This window comes from Chitinophagaceae bacterium, from assembly GCA_016717285.1.
Taxonomy (GTDB): domain Bacteria; phylum Bacteroidota; class Bacteroidia; order Chitinophagales; family UBA10324; genus JACCZZ01.
Window position 1 is genome coordinate 392,588 of sequence record JADKFU010000004.1, and the last position, 21,041, is coordinate 413,628.

At 42.0% G+C, this 21,041-nt stretch carries 14 protein-coding genes; 4 read left to right on the plus strand and 10 right to left on the minus strand.

Annotated elements, in window-relative coordinates; all coding sequences use genetic code 11:
• Positions 1-21 precede the first annotated feature (21 nt).
• Positions 22-567 carry a hypothetical protein gene (locus IPO83_06930; protein ID MBK9731005.1) on the minus strand — a complete coding sequence of 182 codons (546 nt, stop codon included), beginning with the start codon at positions 565-567 and terminating at the stop codon, positions 22-24.
• A gap of 33 nt (positions 568-600) precedes the next feature.
• Entirely contained in the window at positions 601-1,986 is a 1,386-nt protein-coding gene (locus tag IPO83_06935) for a vanadium-dependent haloperoxidase (GenBank protein MBK9731006.1), read from the minus strand.
• 399 nt (positions 1,987-2,385) lie between these two features.
• Here IPO83_06935 and IPO83_06940 point away from each other — a divergent pair, with 399 nt between their 5' ends.
• Together IPO83_06940 and IPO83_06945 are read left to right on the plus strand one after the other, a co-directional pair.
• Positions 2,386-5,997, plus strand: a complete 3,612-nt coding sequence (locus tag IPO83_06940) for a VCBS repeat-containing protein (protein ID MBK9731007.1) — start codon at positions 2,386-2,388, stop codon at positions 5,995-5,997.
• 33 nt (positions 5,998-6,030) lie between these two features.
• Complete coding sequence (locus IPO83_06945) at positions 6,031-9,636, plus strand: VCBS repeat-containing protein (protein ID MBK9731008.1); 3,606 nt, start codon at positions 6,031-6,033, stop codon at positions 9,634-9,636.
• A gap of 187 nt (positions 9,637-9,823) precedes the next feature.
• Here the strand turns inward: IPO83_06945 and IPO83_06950 are convergent, their stop codons facing one another.
• From IPO83_06950 to pxpB, 6 genes are all read right to left on the minus strand, one after another.
• Entirely contained in the window at positions 9,824-11,413 is a 1,590-nt protein-coding gene (locus IPO83_06950) for an Ig-like domain-containing protein (GenBank protein MBK9731009.1), read from the minus strand.
• Positions 11,414-11,680: 267 nt separating this feature from the next.
• Positions 11,681-13,795: a carboxy terminal-processing peptidase gene (locus IPO83_06955; GenBank protein ID MBK9731010.1), complete on the minus strand. Its 2,115-nt coding sequence runs from the start codon at positions 13,793-13,795 to the stop codon at positions 11,681-11,683.
• A 150-nt stretch (positions 13,796-13,945) separates the two neighbouring features.
• On the minus strand, positions 13,946-15,076 hold the full coding sequence (locus tag IPO83_06960; GenBank protein ID MBK9731011.1) for a divalent metal cation transporter: 1,131 nt from the start codon (positions 15,074-15,076) through the stop codon (positions 13,946-13,948).
• Positions 15,077-15,110: 34 nt separating this feature from the next.
• Positions 15,111-15,854, minus strand: a complete 744-nt coding sequence (locus IPO83_06965) for a LamB/YcsF family protein (GenBank protein ID MBK9731012.1) — start codon at positions 15,852-15,854, stop codon at positions 15,111-15,113.
• A gap of 99 nt (positions 15,855-15,953) precedes the next feature.
• The gene (locus IPO83_06970; protein MBK9731013.1) at positions 15,954-16,910 is read right to left on the minus strand and encodes a biotin-dependent carboxyltransferase; all 957 of its coding nucleotides are present in this window, start codon (positions 16,908-16,910) and stop codon (positions 15,954-15,956) included.
• Positions 16,911-16,940: 30 nt separating this feature from the next.
• On the minus strand, positions 16,941-17,669 hold the full coding sequence (gene pxpB / locus IPO83_06975; protein MBK9731014.1) for a 5-oxoprolinase subunit PxpB: 729 nt from the start codon (positions 17,667-17,669) through the stop codon (positions 16,941-16,943).
• 151 nt (positions 17,670-17,820) lie between these two features.
• On the opposite strand from pxpB, the gene IPO83_06980 reads away from it, so the two are divergent.
• Positions 17,821-18,207, plus strand: coding sequence for a DUF1801 domain-containing protein (locus IPO83_06980; GenBank protein ID MBK9731015.1), 387 nt, complete (start codon positions 17,821-17,823; stop codon positions 18,205-18,207).
• Between the two features lie 542 nt (positions 18,208-18,749).
• Here IPO83_06980 and IPO83_06985 read toward each other — a convergent pair.
• Positions 18,750-19,202, minus strand: a complete 453-nt coding sequence (locus IPO83_06985; protein ID MBK9731016.1) for a GNAT family N-acetyltransferase — start codon at positions 19,200-19,202, stop codon at positions 18,750-18,752.
• Between the two features lie 207 nt (positions 19,203-19,409).
• On the opposite strand from IPO83_06985, the gene IPO83_06990 reads away from it, so the two are divergent.
• Positions 19,410-19,883, plus strand: a complete 474-nt coding sequence (locus IPO83_06990; protein MBK9731017.1) for a hypothetical protein — start codon at positions 19,410-19,412, stop codon at positions 19,881-19,883.
• Positions 19,884-20,023: 140 nt separating this feature from the next.
• Here IPO83_06990 and IPO83_06995 read toward each other — a convergent pair whose 3' ends face one another.
• A complete protein-coding gene (locus tag IPO83_06995) occupies positions 20,024-20,974 on the minus strand; it encodes a prolyl oligopeptidase family serine peptidase (GenBank protein ID MBK9731018.1) in 951 nt (316 codons plus the stop codon).
• Positions 20,975-21,041: the final 67 nt, after the last annotated feature.

Sequence of the window (21,041 nt, forward strand, 5' to 3'; positions counted from 1 at the left end):
CTTCAAGAGAAAACTAACTTACTATTCCAATACTACCATCTTCTCATGTCCGCGGTAGCAATCCAGTTTCAGGTTGTTGTCCATCTGACCCACCATTGATTGCAGCAAATTGTTGTAGCTGCTGATATCATTCACCCGTTTCCACAATTCCTCGCGACGGCATCCGGCCTGTGGTGCATACTTGATGCGATACCATTTGTTATTCTTGTCATATACCAGCGTAAAGGTTTTTGTTTCGGTACCATTATTCATGTATACTTCAAAGTAGGTGGTGATCACCAGATCGCGAATCATAGCAGGTACCTTAATGGCATTGGCCATTCCAGCATTGTCGGCAATTCCCAACGTGTAATAATAACGGGCGGACTCTTTACCGTCATACTTAAACGTTTTAGTGCTGTCGTACTTTAACTCAAAGTAAATTTTTTTGCCGGGCCAGTTCACTGACTTATCCAGCATTCCCTTTTGATTTTGGGTAAGCATTTCCTTCATCAATACCTGGCTGCTGCCGGCGAATGGAAGGGTGAGTGCCACCATTACTAATACAATTTTTATGACGTTCTTCATGACCATTTTCTTTTTTCCGTGAATTAATCGATATTATTTTTTTGCTACGGCAGCGCCACCGCTTCCCAGTGTTACACTTTTCAAAAGGTTATTGGCAACACAACTTCCAACAGTTATGCCATCCAGTATAGCAGCTTCGTAGTGAATACCGCCATACATCCTTGAATACGCGGCCTCATTTGCAGCAGCATTAAAAGATTTAAATTTTCTCGGATACAATCCAATTACCAAATTGGTACTATCGGTAAATTCAACGTTATCACCGAAATATTTTGTAAGAACAGTGGATGCCGCGCCGGAAAATCCTGAGTGACCTGATGGATATTCAGGGAAGGGAGGTGTTTCCAGATAGGGCTCCCAATCCGGTTTTTTCAGCATTTCAGCTATGTAGGTTTTAGGACGTAACAGGTTAACCTTGTATTTGATCTTCCATACAGAAATGGCTGCATTGTATTCTGCCATGCCGAGGTAAGCATACAACTCACATGTTTGAGCAAGGTTATAACCATTCTTTCTCACTTGCTGTTTGGTGATTTTCATCCAGTGACCAGGTGGAGTGTAGGTTTCTACAGGACAATCAGCCCAGTACAATGAAGTGATACGGTCGTACTCAGAAAATGAAGTATCAATACCATACAATTTTTCGCAGAACTTGCAAAACTCTGAACTCGAGTCCGAACTGTAAGGAATAGTAGGCTCCATCATGCACAATTGCGTTGTATCCAAACCTAATGGCCGCAAGCCGCCGAAGTAAGGTTCGAAAGCGGTCTTGTCAATATCGGTTGGCTCCCATAATTCAGGATGCGCAGGATCTCCGGCCCGTGAAGGTGATTCATAAATATTGTTTTCGCGCGTATAATCATACTGATCCGTTTTCATGTAATCAATAAACGCATTGGCAAGATCTTGTCCATATTGCTTGGATCGTGCGGATACATCAGCATTTGCAACGATACTATCACACTGATGATTCATTTTATCGCGAAGCTGCACCAATGCTACTGTATTAGGACCCATGTAACGGGAAAGCCCTTCATCACAAACTAAGTAAGCACAGTTATTTAAAACTGTTGGCCAGTCATATTCCATACCCGCATCAGGCACCGGTAATTTATCGAGTCCCTTTAACTGACCGGCTAATGAGTGACCATCCGGAATACCATGTACCACTGATTCATACATTGCTGCTCCGAGATAACCCATCGCACGTGCTGCAGGTGGCGGGCCAACACGCTGAAACCGGATTTGGTCCAATAATAAATCACCCCAGATAATAGCCATGCTGTTATTGAATTCAGTGGCGGGTTTTGATTTTTCATTGTACACGCTGCCGCTTTGGGTACCGCCGTTTTCACAACTGTAAAAACTGCCGGCCACCAATGCAACAAGCAGCATCAGTACAGGTAAGGATTTTTTCATAAAGGAAGGATTGGTTGAGTGAGATTTCTAAAAAGCGGCTCAAAAGTAATTATTAAACGTTTTGTTCAATTTATGAAGGATATATTTTTTGTTAATGAAAACTAAACATACGCAACCAATCTGAAAATCATAATAGTTCATGCGATTAAGCAGTATATACACTACCTGTTTTCATACCTATTTCTACATAGCAAGGCTGAACATTATTAGACACTCGTTACTATTTTGTTAATGAAAACTAAAACCTCATTCCGGCCACTATTAAGTTGATAAATTTGCCGCCTTACATGAATCATCCATTCAACCACCGGTTTGAAAAAATCCTTTCACATCCTATCTGAAACGGTTCGTGGCTCTTTTCCATTCTTTAAAAATCAACAAACAAATAAATTACACACCATGAGTAATTTTTCTCCGCGCCTCAGGGCTTATGTAGCTGTAACTGCAGTAGCGCTCTTGATGGCGTCCTGCAAGAATTTCGATCACGTGTACTCCCGTAACTTCGATTTTCCGCCTGCCGACAGTACAAAATTTGCCAAACTGGATGAACCATCCGGAAAACTGTTCGACCTGCTCACAGATAAATCCACCGGCATTGATTTTTCCAACCGGATGGATTTTAAATTCCTTGATGATAATAACCTCTACGTAAACTACTACAACGGTGGCGGTGTAGCGGTAATGAATATCAACGGCGACTCTTTGCCCGATCTTTATATGACCGGCAATAAAGTGGCCGATCAGATTTATGTGAATGAAGGAAACATGCATTTTAAGAATGCTTCCCAAAATTCAGGCATCCTGCAGACTAACAAAGGCTGGTCAACAGGTGTTGCAGTAGTAGACATCAACAATGACGGTTTCGACGATGTATATGTCTGCCGCTCGCGTTGGAAAGATTCACTTGCGAATTTATTCTATATAAATAATGGCAACGGAACCTTTACCGAAAAGGGTAAAGAATATGGAATTGAATGCGCCGACAGTTACACGATGGGCGCAGTATTTTTTGATTACGACAATGATGGCGACCTTGACCTGTATGTAAAAAATCATCCGAGCGATTTCGTGGAACGCATGCGTTTCAACAATCTCGAAAAGGTGGAGCAGGGCAAAAACCAAAGCGATAAATTTTTCCGCAACGATGGCAATGGCAAATTCACAGATGTATCAAAAGAAGCCGGCATTAATAATCACGGATACGGATTAGCAGTGTGTGCCGCCGATGTGAATGATGACGGATGGATGGATGTCTATGGTTGCAATGACTTCGCGATGTACGATTATCTATACATTAACAATGGAAATGGAACCTTCACCGATCACTCCGGCGACTGGCTTTCAAAAAGCTCAATGTTCAGCATGGGCGTTGATATTGCTGACGTGAACAATGATGCATGGCAGGACATTGTAACCTGCGACATGCGTTTCGACCATTCTTACATGCGCCGCTCTTTTGCACTCGGACTTCGCAGAAATGAATTCAGCAACATGGTGAGCAGCGGTTATCATTATCAATATGTGAAGAATGCATTACACATCAACAATGGCAACAATACCTACTCTGAAATTGCCAACCTCGCAGGTGTAGACGCGACTGATTGGTCATGGGGGCCTTTGTTCTGCGATTATGATAATGATGGTCTGAAAGATCTGTTCATCCCAAATGGTTATTACCGCTGGTTGAATATTGACGAACGTGAATTGTACCAGGCGATGAGAGACGCCACGCGCCGGAAAGACAGTGTTGCTTATAACAAACTGTACACTTTGGTGAGCAAGAAAAAACTGATTGTTCCAAATTACATTTATAAAAACAACGGCAACTTCACTTTCACCAATGAGATTGATAACTGGGGCTGTAACCTTCCTTCTATTACTCATGGTGCTGCATTGGTTGATCTCGATATGGATGGTGATATGGACATGGTTACAAGCGTTACTGAATCATCTACCATCGTATATCGCAACAACTCCGAGAAGCTCGATAACAATCATTACATCCGTTTCAAACTCACGGGTACCGATAAAAATATCAATGCCATCGGCACCAAGATTTACATCTATTCAAAAAGCGGCATGCAGATGATTCAGCACCACGTTGTGCGTGGTTACCAGTCAACTTCTGAGAACATCGCGCATTTCGGTTTGGCAAAAGACGACACCGTTTATAAAGTGATTGTGATCTGGCCTGATGAAAAAACACAAGTATTGAAAAATCTTGCCGTAAACCAGGTGGTGAAACTCGATCACAAAAATGCCACTAACGAAAAGATTGACATTCATTCCAAATACACACCGATGTTTGCCGATGCTTCCGAAAAACTCGGCATTGATTACAAACATGTTGAAGATGAATATGAAGATTTCAAGAAAGAATTATTGTTACCTCATAAAATGAGTCGCTTCGGTCCCGGTCTAGCCGTTGCCGATGTGAATGGCGATGGGCTTGAAGACTTCTTTGTAAGCGGTGCTGTTAGATCACCCGGAGAATTGTATCTGCAGACTTCAAACAAAACTTTTGTTAAAGCACCTTCACAACCCTGGACCAATGATAAAGCCACTGAACAATTAGGTGTTTTATTTTTTGATGCCGATGGCGATAACGATGCAGACCTTTATATGGCTACAGGTGGAAGTGAATTCAGTCCTGAGGACCCACTGCTCAACGATTTACTATTTACAAATGATGGCAAAGGAAATTTTTCTAAAAACACAAAGGCACTTCCTGACATGCGGGTAAGCGGTTCCTGTGTAGTAGCCGGAGATTATGATAATGACGGTGACCTTGATTTATTTGTTGGCGGACGTGTAGTGCCCACCAAATATCCGATGCCTGCAAAGAGCACCATCCTGCGCAATGATAAAGGAGTGTTTACCGATGTTACGAAAGAAGTAGCTCCTGAATTGGATAAAGGCGGATTGGTTTGCGGCGCTATCTGGACAGATTATAATGCTGATAACAAACTCGACCTGATGATCATCGGCGAATGGATGCCTGTGACGCTCTATAAAAATGACGGAGGCAAATTTTCCAATGCAACTACCGCCGCAGGATTGGCTGATGCAACCGGTTGGTGGAACAGCATCATCTCCGGCGACTTCGATAACGATGGTGATGTTGACTACGTAGCCGGAAATGAAGGATTGAACTCCCGTTATTATACTCCTTCAAAAGAACAACCTGTTGATTTGTATTCTTCCGACTTTGATAAAAACGGCACCAACGACATTGTTCTTTCTGTTTACAACTACGGCAAATCCTATCCTGTTAAAACACGGATGACAATGGCGGAACAGATTCCGATGATCGGCGATAAATTCAAACTCTACAAAACTTTTGCATTGGCAACCACAGAAGAAGTGTTTGGCAATGAAGCACTTTCAGCAGCAACGCATTTCACTGCCAATACTTTGGCTTCCTCTTATATCGAAAACCAGGGTGATGGAAAATTTGTAGTTCGCGCATTACCGATGGAAGCTCAATTCTCCTGCTTATATGGAATAATTCCTTTTGATATCAACAACGATGGCAATCTTGATCTGTTGGCACATGGCAATTTCTTTAGCCCTGAATCAGAAACAGAAAAACAGGATGCATGCATTGGTTTAACAATGCTCGGTGATGGAAAAGGAAACTTTAAACCATTGAGCATCCAGGAATCAGGATTTCTCTCCAGTAAAGATGCCAAGGCGCTTGCTATCATCTATCTCGGAAAAAATGAAGCACCTGTTTTGCTCGGTACCAACAACAATGATAAGATGTTTGCCTACAGCTTTACGACTAATACCCAAAGCAAGGTTGGTCTTACCGAAAAAGATCGCTTCGCGGAAATTTTCTATAAGGATGGCCGCAAAGAAAAACATGAAAACAACATCGGTTCCGGTTACTTGTCGGAAGGCTCTAAAACAGTCTCCTTTATTCCTACCCTCGTTGATAAAGTAGTGATCACCGATTACAAGGGTGAGCAACGCACCGCTTTCCAGGGCCAGGCCATTGCATCTAAATAATTATTTCAGCTAACGGTTAAAATGAATTATAAAATGAAACCAGGAATGATAAATACAGGATACTTAGCTGCAATACTTTTTTCGGTAGCGCTGCTGGCATCCTGTAACAGCGGGTATAAGAAAGCAGATCTTACGGTAGTGGATTTTCCTACGTACGACAGCACTCAATTTGACCCGATAGATAAACCAGGCGGAAAACTTTTCGATATTCTCTCAAGCGCTACTACAGGGCTTGTGTTTTCGAATGATGTAGGTTTTCGCATGCGCAACGACAACAACATCTACCAATACTTCTACAATGGTGCTGGTGTTGCAGTATTGAATTTGAATGGTGACTCATTGCCGGATGTTTACATGACTGGTAATATTGTTCCGGACAAGCTGTTTTTGAATGAAGGCAACATGAAGTTTAAAGATGTGACTGCTGAAGCCGGTATTCTTACAACGAAGAAAGGCTGGTCAACTGGTGTGTCTATTGTAGACATTAACAATGATGGGTTTGATGATATTTATGTTTGCCGTTCCCGTTGGAAAGATTCACTCGCTAATCTATTATATGTAAACAATGGAAATGGAACCTTTACCGAAAAGGCCAAAGAATATGGCATAGATGCACCTGACACTTACACCATCATGGCCAACTTTTTCGACTATGATAAAGATGGTGACCTTGATCTTTTCCTTGCCAATCATCCTACAGACTGGATCGAGAAGATGCGTTTCAACAACCTGGAGAAAATCGAGAACCATACCAACCAAAGCGATCGACTTTTCCGGAATGACAATGGTCACTTTGTAAATGTTTCGAAAGAATCAGGTATTGATACACATGGCTACGGGCTCAGTTGCACCGTTGCAGATTTCAATGGCGACACCTGGCCCGATCTGTATGTTGCCAATGATTTTGCCATGCACGATTATTATTTCATCAATCAGGGCAATGGTAAGTTTAAAGAATCAGCACGTGAAGTATTGAAAAAAACATCGCTGTTCGGAATGGGAGCTGACGTAGGTGACATCAACAATGATGGTTATCCGGACATTTTTGTGGTGGACATGAAATTCGATCATTCTTATGTTCGTCGCTCCTTCATGCTTGCACAACGTCGTGCAGAATTTAACAACATGGTGAGCAGCGGTTATCATTATCAGTATGTACGCAACATGCTGCAACTGAATAATGGCAACGGTACTTTTTCTGAAATTGCCTGTATGGCCGGTGTGGATGCTACAGAATGGTCATGGGCTCCATTGCTTGTTGATCTTGACAATGATGGATACCAGGATCTTTTTGTATCCAATGGTTATTACAAAACCTTCAACATTGATGAGCGTGAATTGATACAAGGACTGAAAGACGCCACACGCCGTGGCGACAGCGCAATGTTCAGCAAGATCAGCGCGATCATCAACAAGAAAAAATTAAAAGATCCTAACGTAGTATTCAAAAACAACGGCGATCTCACTTTTACGCGCATGACCAATGAATGGGGTTTCAATCAACCAACTATAACACACGGTTCTGCATTTGCTGACTTCGATCGTGACGGCGATATTGACATCATCAGCAGTAACACTGAACAATCACCTTTCATCTATCGCAACAACGAAGCACAAACACTCAAGCATAATTTTATTGAATTCCGTTTCAGTGGCAGTGAAAAGAATAAAAAAGGAATTGGTGCTGATGTTCATATTTATACCAAGAACGGTTTACAATATCAAACCAATCACATTGTAAGAGGTTATCAGTCTACTTCTGAAGATCTGATGCATTTCGGATTGGGTGATGTAACAACAGTTGACAAAGTAGTGGTGACGTGGTTGGATGGAAAGACACAGACACTTTCAGGCATTGCTTCCAACCAGATTATAACACTGAAGTATGCTGACGCCAATGAAAAAGCACCCGAACAAGCAAAGCCGAATGTGCTTTTCACCAATGTAACCGACAAGCTGAAAATAGATTTCAAACATGAAGAAGACGCGTTTGATGATTTTAAACGCGAACTGTTGCTTCCTGAAAAGAACAGCTACTTCGGTCCCGGATTGGCAATTGGTGATGTGAACGGCGATGGTCTTGATGACTTTTTTGTGGGAGGTGCTACGCGCCAATCGGGCGCATTGTATTTGCAAACCGCGAATGGTGAATTTGCTGTTTCAACCGGACAGCCCTGGGCAAGTGATAAAGCATCAGATGAGATGGGCGTACTTTTCTTTGATGCCGATGGCGACAAAGATCTTGACTTGTATGTTGCAACCGGCGGAAGCCAGTTTAACATGGAAGACAAAAACTACCGCGATCATTTATACCTGAATGATGGAACCGGTAAATTTTCTTCCGCTGATAAAGCATTACCCGATTTGTTTACGAGTGGTTCCTGTGTAGTGGCAGGTGATTATGACAATGATGGCGACCTCGATTTATTTGTAGGTGGACGATTAACACCACAGCATTATCCTACACCGGCAAAAAGTGTGATACTGAAAAACGACCAGGGAAAATTTACGGATGTAACGGCGAGTGTTGCGCCTTCGCTGGAGAAAGCAGGGCTTGTTTGTTCAGCACTCTGGACAGATTTCGACAACGATCAAAAGCTTGACCTCCTGCTCGGTGGCGAATGGATGCCGGTTACGTTCCTTAAAAACAACAATGGCAAGTTCGATGACGTAACAGCGCAAACAGGTTTACAGAACATGACGGGCTGGTGGAACAGCATGGTGTCCGGCGACTTCGATAATGATGGTGACGTAGATTATATCGCCGGCAATGAAGGTCTCAATACACGTTATTACAAACCGAGTGAGAAAGAACCGATTGATCTTTATTCCTATGATTTTGATAAGAATGGTACCAACGATGTGGTGATGTCATTCTACAACTTCGGTCAGAGTTATCCTGTGAAAAACCTGCAATACAGCGCGGAACAAATGCCGGTGCTTGCCAAAGAATTTAAAACATATTCAGGTTTTGCACTTTCTTCCACCAATGAAATTTATGGCCCCAAGGGTTTAGACAAAGCTTTTCATCTTACAGCCAGCACATTGGCCAGTTCATACATTGAAAATTTAGGCAATGGTAAATTTGCGATGCGTGCTTTGCCGATGCGTGCACAGGTTTCAAGCATGTTTGGAATGCTGACCTATGATGTGAATAGTGATGGCAACCTTGACCTGATGTACCATGGCAATTTCTACAACAAGGAATCAGAGACAGAACGCAACGATGCATTTATCGGAGAAATATTACTGGGCGATGGTAAAGGAAACTTCACTTACCTGCCAAGCCGCGAAAGTGGTTTCTTCTCTGATAAAGATGCCAAAGCATTGGCAGTGATCAGCGTTGGTAAAAATCAGACGTCTGTGATTCTTGGTACCAACAACAACGATAAGATGTTTGCTTACCAGTTGAATGCAAACAACAGCAAGGTGAAATACACCGAGCAGGATAAATACGCTGATATCTATCTGAAAGACGGACGCAAGATCCGTTGCGAAATGAATTTTGGTTCCGGTTTCCTCTCAGAGAATTCAAAAGAGATTGCCTTCATTCCATCCCTTACCCAAAAAGTGATGATCACCGATTATAAGAACCAAACGCGAACTGTGTTCCAGGCAGAAGCATTAGCAGCGAAGTAATAATTTTCTAAATCATTGCATTTAAAATCCCTGCCGGTGGCGGGGATTTTTTTTGCATCCATCGGATTGGTTGGGAAGGTTTTGAGTAGCGTGATTTAATAGTGGGCTTTCTTATTCCAGGATTGTATTATTTTCCGCTACTTTGAGAGAAAGAGTAGTGATAAAGCATAAAATAAAAATAACAGGGTCATCTTCTACCTGTCAATTTGTTCCCAACTCCAACCTTCATCTCCACATCGAGATCCCAATTTGGACGAAGCGTAATATCATCCGTATAGTTATAGATTTTCTCCGGTTGCAAATGCTTCCAATAGTTGCCGGTATCCCAGCGGTTGTTGGCATTCAAATCATCAATCACTTTCAATGAATAATTTCCGGGGCGCATGGCCTGAAAATTCAATTCATTCAATCCATGTTTCAGTTTGCCACGTGCAATCACTTCTTTTGAACTGTTGCGCAATTCATAAAAATAATTTTTGATGGAATCGGTCGTCACTTTCAGCAGGAGATTTCCGGTAGCAGATTTTTCAAAGGTGGTGAACCTGATAGTTGTGCTGTCGTTGAAGCGGCCATACACATCTTTAAATACCGAATCAGGAATCAGGAGTGTATAACTCGTCTTTTCCGTAAATGGAAAAATGAAAGATCCGTTTTTTCTCAAGGTGCCGGTGTCTGCCTTCAGCTCAACTTTGGTGGTAACACTGGTTTTCGTAGAGTCATCCGTAAGCAACAGTTCCTTATTTTCAGATACAAAAATAACAGGCGTTGAAAATTGCAGCAGGAATGGTTTATCCGGTTCCTGCTGCTGACTGCTTCTTCCGCTTTTTAAAACAGAGGCTACCGTAAACTTCGGCAACAGTACTTTTTCCTTTTCATTCACCTTTTTCATTCTTACTTCGGCCGTATCGGTAAAAGAACCATCTACCACCTGAAGCTGAATGCTGTCAGATGCTACATCATTCAGAAAAAATATCGCAGTGTCTCTTGCAGCATTAAATTGTAACACGCCATCCCGGGCATTTCCACTGAGTGGAATAACCTTTAACTGCTCCAACTGCTTTGCGAAAGCAATGGTCAGCTTTCCCGGCTGTGAGGAATGCGTGCCGAGTATTTTCTGACTTTCAGCAATCGGCTTAAACATCTGAAGTGTATAGAAACCCGTACTGTCATTAATCTGAACAGCGGTGTCAACGAAAGCAACTTCTTCTCCCGGTCCTAAAAGGAGATCTGCATCCAGGTCACGCAATCCAATCAGTTGATAGGTGCCTTCCTTCAAATGACTGATTTCGAAATGTCCGTCTTTATCAGTGTGCGCGTAATAAGCAGGTCGTTCTTTGGCTACAATTGAATCAGTAAGATCGTTGTACAACATTGCCATAACATTTTCTTTGACGAGACCGTCTTCTGCTCCTTTTACCACACCCTGAATGCTCATCGAATCAATATAATCACCGGTGGAAAAAACATATTGGTAATTCACCATAATATTTCCTTCGGTGATGTCCTTCACAGCCGTTCCGAAATTTATCGTGTAAGTTGTTTGTGATTTCAATGTATCATTAAGTGTAATGGTGAGTGTTTTACCATGCACACGATATAGCGGTTTAATATTCAGAGCAGGAGAAAAAAATGCCTGTGACCCAAAATCTCCGGCCTGTATGAATTCATTGAAGGTGATGGTGATTTTTTGCGCCTTGAAATGAATGGAGAGGTTCTCTGGATTAGTGCGTACTGGTATTGGCGGAATAATATCCTTTTCACCGCCTGTTGGTGCCATCTGACTGGCACAGGAGTTCAGCAGTATTATGATAATGATATAGGAAAGTAGTTGTCTCAGGAAATAAGCTTGAACGGCAAAAATAGGGATGTGGTATGAGAAAGAAGAACAGGTATTATCATCTGACTGCACCCGAACAAAAAGGGAACGCCCATTGGGCACAAAAATTCAGGTGACGTTAATTCACAACATTTACTATTGAAGTCAACAACTGTTCACAGTGCGATGTGATCAAAAGTTAATGCATATGTTCCAGCCAATAGGCGCTCACTTCACTTCCTCCATCACCTGCGTTGCTTCATACAAATAAATATCCTTCTTCAGATTTTTCAGGAACTGTTGATTGCGTGCGACGGCAGTACTGTCGGCATTTATTTTTGTCATATCAACAGCGAGATTGGAAACAGCCACCAGCATGGAGTCTGCATCAATGGCATCATATTTTTTATCCTTTGCATCCAGCTCCTTTTGCTGCGCGCTGAATTTTTTGTAGTTGAGGGAATAAACAGAATTGTCTTTCCTTAATTTGAAATCGGAAGCTTCCTGTTGTATCAACTGAAAGGAATTATTTGTTGCGATGCGTTGCTGGCTGTGCGATTTTAATGTTGCAATATTATTCGTTGCATTCCAGTTTTCATATTTCGCCGGAGCAATCTCATCCCATCCTATGGCATACGGATCTTCCTTTTCCCCGTTCGTAATCTGCGAATACGGATCAGGCAGCACAATGTCAGGCGTTACACCTTGTAACTGGGTTGTACCGCCATTGATGCGATAAAATTTTTGAATCGTGATTTTGAGAGAGCCTAATTTAGGAGGGCTGTTCTCTGATTGCGATACGAAATCATCAAGGTTGAAAAGATTCTGAACGGTTCCTTTTCCGTAAGTGCTGCTGCTTCCAATCAGTACAGCGCGATGGTAATCCTGCATGGCTGCCGCTACAATTTCAGACGCCGATGCACTGTAGTAATTCACCATTACGGTGAGCGGACCACTATAAACAACACCAGGATCTGTATCATAAAGCACATTCGGTTTTGCACCACGCGGTCGCACCTGCACAATGGGTCCTGTTGGAATAAACAAGCCACCGAGTTTCACTGCTTCCTGCAGCGAACCGCCTCCATTGTCGCGCAAGTCAAGAATAATTCCGGCCACATTTTCAGCTTTCAATTTCTCCAGTTCTGCTTTCACATCGTCAGCACAGCTTCTTCCTCCCTGCTGATTGAACGGTGCATAAAATTCAGGAAGACGGATATAACCGATTTTCTTGCCGCCTGAATTAATGATAGCAGATTTAGCATACGTGGCATCCAGTACCACAATGTCGCGGACAATTGGAATGATCAAAACAGAGGCATCCGGTTTACGAACAGTGAGTCTCACTTCTGTTCCCTTCTTTCCACGAATTAACTGAATGGCTTTATCAAGCCGCATGCCTTCAATGCTTACGGGGTCTGCTGCTCCCTGTGCCACGGCTATAATTACATCGTTTGCTTTCAATTGCCCCTGCCGCCAGGATGCACTTCCTGCAACAATGCTGGTAACCCTGATTTCCCCATCGCGTTGTTGTAATTGTGCGCCGATACCTTCCAGTTGACCGGTCATCTGGATGTCGAAATTTTGCTTTTGCACGGGTGGAAAATATTCTGTGTGCGGATCTTCAATGTTTGAAATGGTATTGATATAAATCGCCAGCCAGTCATTATTTTCCAATTCATTAACCCGCTCAAAAAAATCCTTGTTGTTTTTTTTCACCTTCTCCCGCGCACTTTTTTCCAGCTCTGCAAACGTTTTTATTTTAACGGTGTCTGATTTCTCTTTAGCTTTTTGTTGTTGTTCTTCTGAAAGATTCAACTGTTGCAACACCTGCAGCTTCATGTATTTTCTCCATTCTTCCTTCAAGGCGTTAGTGTCTGCAACAAAAGACAGTTTGTCGCCATCAGTTTCAAGACTTTCATCAATAGTGAAATCGAAAGGATTTTCCAGCGCCGCCACACTATAGCGTTGGGCCTGCTTAACACGGATCGCATAAATTTTCATCACCGCGTCAAAAAAAACGTAGGAACTGTCCTGCAACTGATCATCAATACGCTCCTTATAGGATGCCAACAGATCGATATCCTTTCGGGTGAAAATCTTTTTATTGTAATCTACCCTTTCGATAAACTCTTTAAAAATTTTTTCAGAAAAAACATCATCTACAGGTTGCGGGGCATAGTGTGCGGCACTGATACCACCCATCACTAATCCAAGTAATTCCTTATTGTTTGCTTCAGGTAACCTGAAACAGGCAAATGAAAGACAAACAGCACTGATAGCAAGTGCTGCAACTGTAATTACGACAACCACAGGTTTCATGCTCATTGAATACTTTGACATGTTTGAAAAATTGAGAAGAGCAAAAGTACATAATGAAGCGCATCCATTGCGAATTGGAGAAATTCGGAATTAGGAATTGAGAATTACTCAATGTCTAGCCAAAAATTGAATCGGATAATGTAAGGCCCCTTGTGAATTAAAGAGGTCATCTCATTCCAACCATTCAATAACAGTCTGAATGCCCATCCAACCAACTGCCATTACAACAATCCATCCTGCCACTTGCATCCACAATGGATGTTTATAGTCTTTCATCAGCTTCGAATTGTGCGAAGCGATTAGTATGCAGGCCAAGGCGAAAGGAAGAATCAGTCCGTTAACAGCCCCTGCTCCAACCAACAGTTGCACGGGCTTGCCAATGGAAAGGAAGATGATCGTTGACACTATAATGAATAAAGTGATAAACCATCTATGATTTTTTTCAATGAACGGATGCAAAGATTTAAGAAAGGAAACGGAAGTATAAGAAGCACCAACTACTGAAGTGATAGCCGCACTCCACATGACTACGCCAAAAAAATAATATCCGGTTTCGCCTGCTGCCATTTTAAAAACAGATGCCGCAGGATTTTCCTTATCAGGAATCACTCCTCGTGCAATCACACCCAGCACTGCAAGAAATAAAAGCAAGCGCATGGTGGTGGTAATTAAGATACCGCTTACAGCACTGCGGCTTACGGCAGGCAATTGATTTTTTCCTTTAATGCCTGCATCCAGCAAACGATGCGCACCTGCAAAACTGATATATCCGCCAACAGTTCCTCCTACCAACGTTACGATAGCCATCACGCTTATTTTTTCGGGAAAGAAACTGTTTACTGCCGCAGCGGCTAACGGCGGATGTGCGCTGATCGCAACATACAACGTGAGTATTAACATGATCACGCCAAGTATTTTGGTGAATACATCCATTGCTTTTCCTGCTTCTTTCATCCAGAAAACTCCCAGCGCGACAAAGCAACTGATTAAAGCACCTTCGGTATATGGAAGCCCTGATAATACATTCCATCCGAGTCCGCAACCTCCTATGTTGCCAATGTTAAATACTAATCCGCCAAAGGCAATCAATACAGCGAGTACATAACCCAATCCGGGCAACAAGCTGTTCACCAGATCCTGTGCATGCATTTCACTCACTGCAATCACCCGCCAGGTATTCAGTTGTGCTCCAATATCAAGTAAGACGGAAATCAGGATTACAAATCCAAAACTTGCTGCGAGCTCTTGCGTAAATACTGCTGTCTGTGTCAGAAATCCGGGGCCGATAGCAGAGGTAGCCATCAGAAAAGCCGCGCCCAGGATGGCAGGTGATCGTTTATGGGACGGTGATTTCAATCTGTTGCTGTTTGAGTGCTTCCACTATTTTTTTCGCAAATGCTACCGCATTTTTTCCATCACTGTGCAGGCAGATGGTTTGTGCGACAATCGGCATACAAACATTATGAACGCTTGTAACAGTGTGTTCACCGATCATTTGCAATACCTGAGAGATGCATTTTTCTTCTGTGTCAATTAATGCATTTGCATCTGCGCGTGGGGTAAGCGTTCCATCATCCTGATAAGTTCTGTCTGCAAATACTTCACTTGCCGTCATCAAACCAATGGTTTGCGCTTCACTCACCAGAAAGCTGCCGCTTAAACCATACAATATTAAAGTTGGGTCAGCATCCTTCACTGCACGTGCAATAGCATGAGCGATGCTGCGATCTTTTGCACCCAAATTATACAAGGCACCATGTGGCTTAACATGATGAAGTTTTATTTTAAAGCAGTCTGCAATTTTTTTTATGCTCTCAATTTGTGAGGTTACAATATCATAAATTTCAATGGTAGATATTGGCATAATTCTCCGGCCAAAATATTCCTTATCAGGAAATCCGGGATGCGCACCAATCGCCACCTTATTTTCAATCGCCAGTTCAATGGTTTTCTTCATGGTATCTTCATCACCTGCATGATAACCGCAGGCAATGTTCGCGCTGCTGATATGCTGCATCAATTCCGCATCCTGCATCATTCCTTCACCCATGTCGCAATTCAGATCAATAGTATTGTGCATTTTAATACAGTTGCTTCTTATTGTTCTGCTAAAGATTAATTTTCTTGCTGCCGGAAACTTTCTGCAAAACTTCAATGCAACGGAATCAAAGCAGAAAATTTACCGGTGAAAAAATTCTGACCAACGCAATGTACATGCGTTTTGCACTTTTTCTAAACAAAGATTTTGGTGCACTAATATTTGTTCGGCGACAGCATGATCAACTTTTTGAAATTGAACACTTTGGTTGGCAGTTAGCTGAGCAAGCAATGGCAGATCGGCGGATATCACATTTGCAATACGCGGATATCCACCTGTTGTCTGATGATCGGCCATTAGGATGATTAACTGACCGTTTGGCAATAGCTGTATAGTTCCGTTCACTACCGCAGAGGAAACAAGTTCCTCCTGTTGCTGTTGCCTCAATGCTGCGCCGCGCAACCGATATCCCATTCTGTCACTTTGTGTGGTAATGAAAAAAAATGATTCGTTGATTGCAACCTTTGACGCTGATGTCAATAGGTTGTATTCAGGGCCTTCACAAATCCGGATGTGGTCTTTCGATGTATAAAAAATTTCGTGATCTGCCTGCCATGGAAGTAAGCGTACATCGTTTTTTCCAGTCAGTGAACTGTAATCGTATTGCTGATTAAAATGAAGTTGATCATTAAGTTGCAGACTTCTTCCTTCCATTCCTCCTGCATTCGCTTTCAGATGCGTACTGTAACTCTTCAACCATTGTTGCAGCTTAAATCCACCATGCACAGCCAGGTAACATCGAGCGCCTTCGACCTTTCTTTTGAATTGCAGCGCAGAATATTTTCGGATCACCACCGGTGTATAAAGCGGTACAGGCTGATCATTTATTGTTGCGCTGAAATCTGCGCCACCCAAAGCAAACAAGGCATCCTCTTCAAACAAATAAGTGCTTGCCGGAAAATGCATCTCGATAACGGCTTCATCACGTTTGTTTCCTGCAACAATATTTGCGAGTTGTGCTGCCAGTGCATCCATCACACCTCCGGGATTAATACCGAGATGCTGAAAACCATATCGTCCTTGTATCCTGAACAGTATCCAATATACCTTTACTGATGATGCGGAGACTCATGAGCTATGATGCGTTGTTTCCACGCGGCGATTATTAAATTCCTGCAATGAAATGCTGACAAACTGCACACGGTCGCCCGGCTCAAGTAAAACAGCATTTTGTCTTTTTGCATCAAACATCTTTAAAGGAGTTTGCCCGATGATGTTCCAGCCGCCCGGCGAATCGAGCGGATAGATTCCTGTTTGCATGCCTGCCAGGCCAACGCTTCCACTAAGTACCAGCGGAGCAGGCATTTCCTTCCTCGGTACCGCGATACGTTCATTTGTTTTTCCCATGTAAGCAAAGCCCGGCAAAAAACCGATCATATAAACACGATAAATTTTATCGCAATGCAATTGAATGATTTCTTCTGCTGCTAAATTTGTTTTTGCTGAAACCAAATTCAAATCCGGAGCAAGTGTTTGGTGATAACAAACCGGAATTTTTATAACGGCTGCCGGCATTTCTTTTTTAACAGGCATATTTTTGATGGATTGTTCTAAAATATTTTTGAAGAACGTGTAATTACCTGAAAAATCTTCCTGCAGTGCGGCATGCAACGGATCATAAACAATAGTAAGCGAGCTGTAGCAGGGAATAATATCCCGTACACCGGAAATGCTTTGCTGTTGCAGCAAATGAAACAGCGCGATCACCTGCTTATTGATGGTTTCATCTATTAAATTTCCAAAATCAATGGTAATAGCTGATTCGCCCAATGCATTAATTTTGTAATCCTGTTTCAAGTGCTTTTTGCTTTCAACGAAGATAGTACTCTCCTGAACGCTGCATACCCAACTAAAGAGGAAACCCGCACAAAATCTTTTAACATGAATATTCATGTTTCCATTATCACATTTTTTTTACAGCCATCTGAAACTGCAGTAGATTCACATCATGCATTCCATTGAACTTTTTATGTTCGATCTTCCAAAACATGAACAGGAAATCTGTTTTTGCCTGCGGGAAATTGTCCTGCAATCAGCTCCTGATTTCGACGAACAATTTTCTTACGGTGTTCCCTATTATTTCCGGAACCGGAGCGTTTGCTGTTTATGGCCCGCATCTGCTAAAGGCGGACCGAAGCGTGGTGTATTTCTGGGCTTTTGCCAGGGAAATTTGTTATCGAATGAGCAGGGCATTATTGAAATGGGAAACCGTAAACGATTTGGCCTGATCCGGTTCTTTGATGTAAAGGAAATCAATCAGGCATTGATCTATGAGATTTTACAGGAAGCGATATTGGTGGATGATGGATTGAGAAAATTAAAACGGCGAAACTAGAATGCTTAGAACTTCGACTCTTTCGATCCCTCAAACATTCGACTATTCGACAAACTCAGGGCCAGCAAGATCAGATTCCGCCGCCGGGTTATGCAGCCAGATTTAAACGAAGAAAGCGGAACGGATCTGTTCGATCTGTTCCGCTTTCGCAATGTCAGAAACCGTAGCTTCTTTCATTACCCTGACCTTCGAACCCGTGCTTCATCTTGCGATGTTGCTGCTCCTTCTTTGCAGATGGAGGCCGTCTATTGCTATCCGACCGGATGTTTTAATCAGTGGAATAAATGTACATTCTAAAAGCACCTGAATGCAAATTTTAAGTGTTCATGTTTTGAACAAAATTTTAACACAGGTTATAAACAATTGTGGAGAACACGAATAATTGCTGGCTTGAGACTAATTTTATTTGAGTGTTAACTGGCGGTAAAATAACGGCAGCGTTTGCAGCAGGAAATAACAATAATGCTACTCGGGATGAACTTGTGAAAGTTTACTTCACTGCGCATTCATTTTTCAGGCAGTACATTTAAAATTTCAATACTTCAGAGAATTTTCTTTTCAAAGCAAACACTGTAATCCATTCGCGCATATTGTCCGTAGTTGGGAATAATCATATAGCCGTTTTTTTTATAGAGTGCAATTGCCTCGGGTTGATTTTTTCCGGTTTCTAAAATGCATTTTTCGCTGAATAATTCAGCCACCCACTTTTCCAATTCCTTTAAAATATTAGAAGCAATTCCTTTTCCTCTTGCTTCAGGAATTACATACATTCGCTTAACTTCCATCACTTTGGATTCATATTCCCTAATAGCCCCGCAACCGACTGCAATATCACCATTGTAAGCTACCAACACATTCTTAATTGTATTAGTCTTATTAAACTGAGCATAAAATGCATGATCGGCTCCGTCTCTTATTGCCAGATCAGCATCCAGTTGTTTTACGAGTTCAATGAAATCCTTATTGTCAGAATCTGTTCTGATTATTTTAATCATCAGTATTTTGATTTGTGTTTTGTTGTTTGGCCAAAGTAATATTTCATCTGATGAATTGATGCTTAATCCTCATTTGCCTTCAACTTAGTTAAAGTGAGTTAAATTCAGTTAAAGTTATTCCGATATGTTAAGACTTTCTGCCGGTGGCACAGGAATTGAAAAACAGGCGCCTGTTCTTACATAACTTTTAACTAAAAAACGAAACCCATGAAAACAACAAGCGTAAAATTGATCTTTCTTTCTGTTGCAGTAAGTGGAATCCTTTCAATGAATGCAGCAGCGCAAACGAGTTCTTCTTCCAAAACAAAGGAACAAAAAACAACGACTTCCACGGACGTAAAAAAATCGGCACCGAAGGATGCCAAAAAGGAAGAATTTACGAAACACCTGAATGAAATACAAACGAAGGTGAAGGAACTCTCTGCAAAAGCAGCTACCGAAAATAATGCGGAACTCACTACGGAAGCAAACAAGCTGAATACAATGGTGAATGACTACAAATCAAAGCTCGACCGTTACGACAGCACACCCGCATCACAACATGACCAGTATGTGCAGGGGATGGAAAAGGATTGGGACGCCATCAATACACAGCACAAAAAAGTGGAAAGCATGTATAATAAGCTGCATTCAAACAAGATGGAGAAGACCACTCCGAAAGAAGCTGCCACACCCAAATGAGCAAGGATTAACCGCTTCAGTGAAAATGCCTTCCTGCAATACAGGAAGGCATTTTGATTTTTATACGAACATGCATTCACGTTTAATTGGTCACTTTATCAAAGCAAGAAACAATACTTGCTGTTTCATTCGAAAGAGGCTCATTTTCCATGTGGTTGTAAAGAGGGAATCGGCTGTCCGTCGCGCACATATTTATCAAGAAAATTTTTTACTGCCTGATTAACTTCATCAAAATGTTCTATCAGGCTATGTTGTCCTCCTTCAAAAAATTCAAAACGCAGCGGATGTTTTATTTCATATAATTTATTTACCATTTCGAGTTGTTCTTCCGGCGACACTCTCCAGTCTGCACTGCCAGTTAACAATAAAAGCGGTGTTGTCATGCAAATTCTGTCTGCCCAGTATACGGCGCTGCGTGTTTTTAAAACGGAGTCTTTGTTTTGCAGGTATCCGGGAGCCAATTCCATAAATACCGAATCCATTTCCGGCCTCTTTTTCGTTTGTATAAATCCATCTGCCATGCCTGAACCAACAATCGCTGCTTTGATTTTGTTTGTTTTAGTCAATGCGAGATACGTCATCATTCCTCCACGGCTCCATCCCCACATGCCGATTCTTGAAGTGTCCGCTTTATCAATTGCTGACAAGCAGGGTATCAAGTTCAAAATATCATTCACATCTTTTCCGCCAAATTCTTCTTTGCCTTCGCTGCCGCCATTTCCTCTGTACTGACTGGCAATACAAACGTAACCCCAGCCGGCAGTCAAAGCAAGAAATCGAATCAATTGTCCGTCAGTCAACGCGCCAAATTCCCGGTTGCCGCCACGATTATAAATTATTGCCGGATATTTTCCGGCCTTTTTTGGAACCGCTAAATACCCTTTTACTTTTAAACCGTCTGACAAATAAGTGATGCTGAAAAAATCTATTGAGTTAATAATTGCGTTCAGATCAGGTATATTTTTTATCCACTTTTTAATTGAACTGTCAGCAATAGTGTAAGGTGTTTGACTTACTATTTTTCCATCTTGAGAATGAGCAGTCAGCGTGAGAAGGAGGAAACATAACAGGAGATAAATTTTATTATTCATCAGCTCTAAAGTTTCGTTGAAAGACCATGTACTCGTTCAAAAGGAGATTTAAACCGCGCTTTCCGGT

Excerpts from the sequence above, each read along its gene's own strand:
- IPO83_06960 (MBK9731011.1), bottom strand. The coding sequence starts at position 15,076 with ATGGCTACCTCTGCTATCGGCCCCGGATTTCTGACACAGACAGCAGTA.
- IPO83_06935 (MBK9731006.1), bottom strand. The coding sequence starts at position 1,986 with ATGAAAAAATCCTTACCTGTACTGATGCTGCTTGTTGCATTGGTGGCC.
- IPO83_06955 (MBK9731010.1), bottom strand. The coding sequence starts at position 13,795 with ATGTCAAAGTATTCAATGAGCATGAAACCTGTGGTTGTCGTAATTACA.
- IPO83_06945 (MBK9731008.1), top strand. The coding sequence starts at position 6,031 with ATGAAACCAGGAATGATAAATACAGGATACTTAGCTGCAATACTTTTT.
- IPO83_06995 (MBK9731018.1), bottom strand. The coding sequence starts at position 20,974 with ATGAATAATAAAATTTATCTCCTGTTATGTTTCCTCCTTCTCACGCTG.
- IPO83_06950 (MBK9731009.1), bottom strand. The coding sequence starts at position 11,413 with ATGGCACCAACAGGCGGTGAAAAGGATATTATTCCGCCAATACCAGTA.
- IPO83_06985 (MBK9731016.1), bottom strand. The coding sequence starts at position 19,202 with ATGATTAAAATAATCAGAACAGATTCTGACAATAAGGATTTCATTGAA.
- IPO83_06965 (MBK9731012.1), bottom strand. The coding sequence starts at position 15,854 with ATGCACAATACTATTGATCTGAATTGCGACATGGGTGAAGGAATGATG.
- IPO83_06940 (MBK9731007.1), top strand. The coding sequence starts at position 2,386 with ATGAGTAATTTTTCTCCGCGCCTCAGGGCTTATGTAGCTGTAACTGCA.
- IPO83_06990 (MBK9731017.1), top strand. The coding sequence starts at position 19,410 with ATGAAAACAACAAGCGTAAAATTGATCTTTCTTTCTGTTGCAGTAAGT.
- IPO83_06980 (MBK9731015.1), top strand. The coding sequence starts at position 17,821 with ATGCATTCCATTGAACTTTTTATGTTCGATCTTCCAAAACATGAACAG.
- IPO83_06930 (MBK9731005.1), bottom strand. The coding sequence starts at position 567 with ATGAAGAACGTCATAAAAATTGTATTAGTAATGGTGGCACTCACCCTT.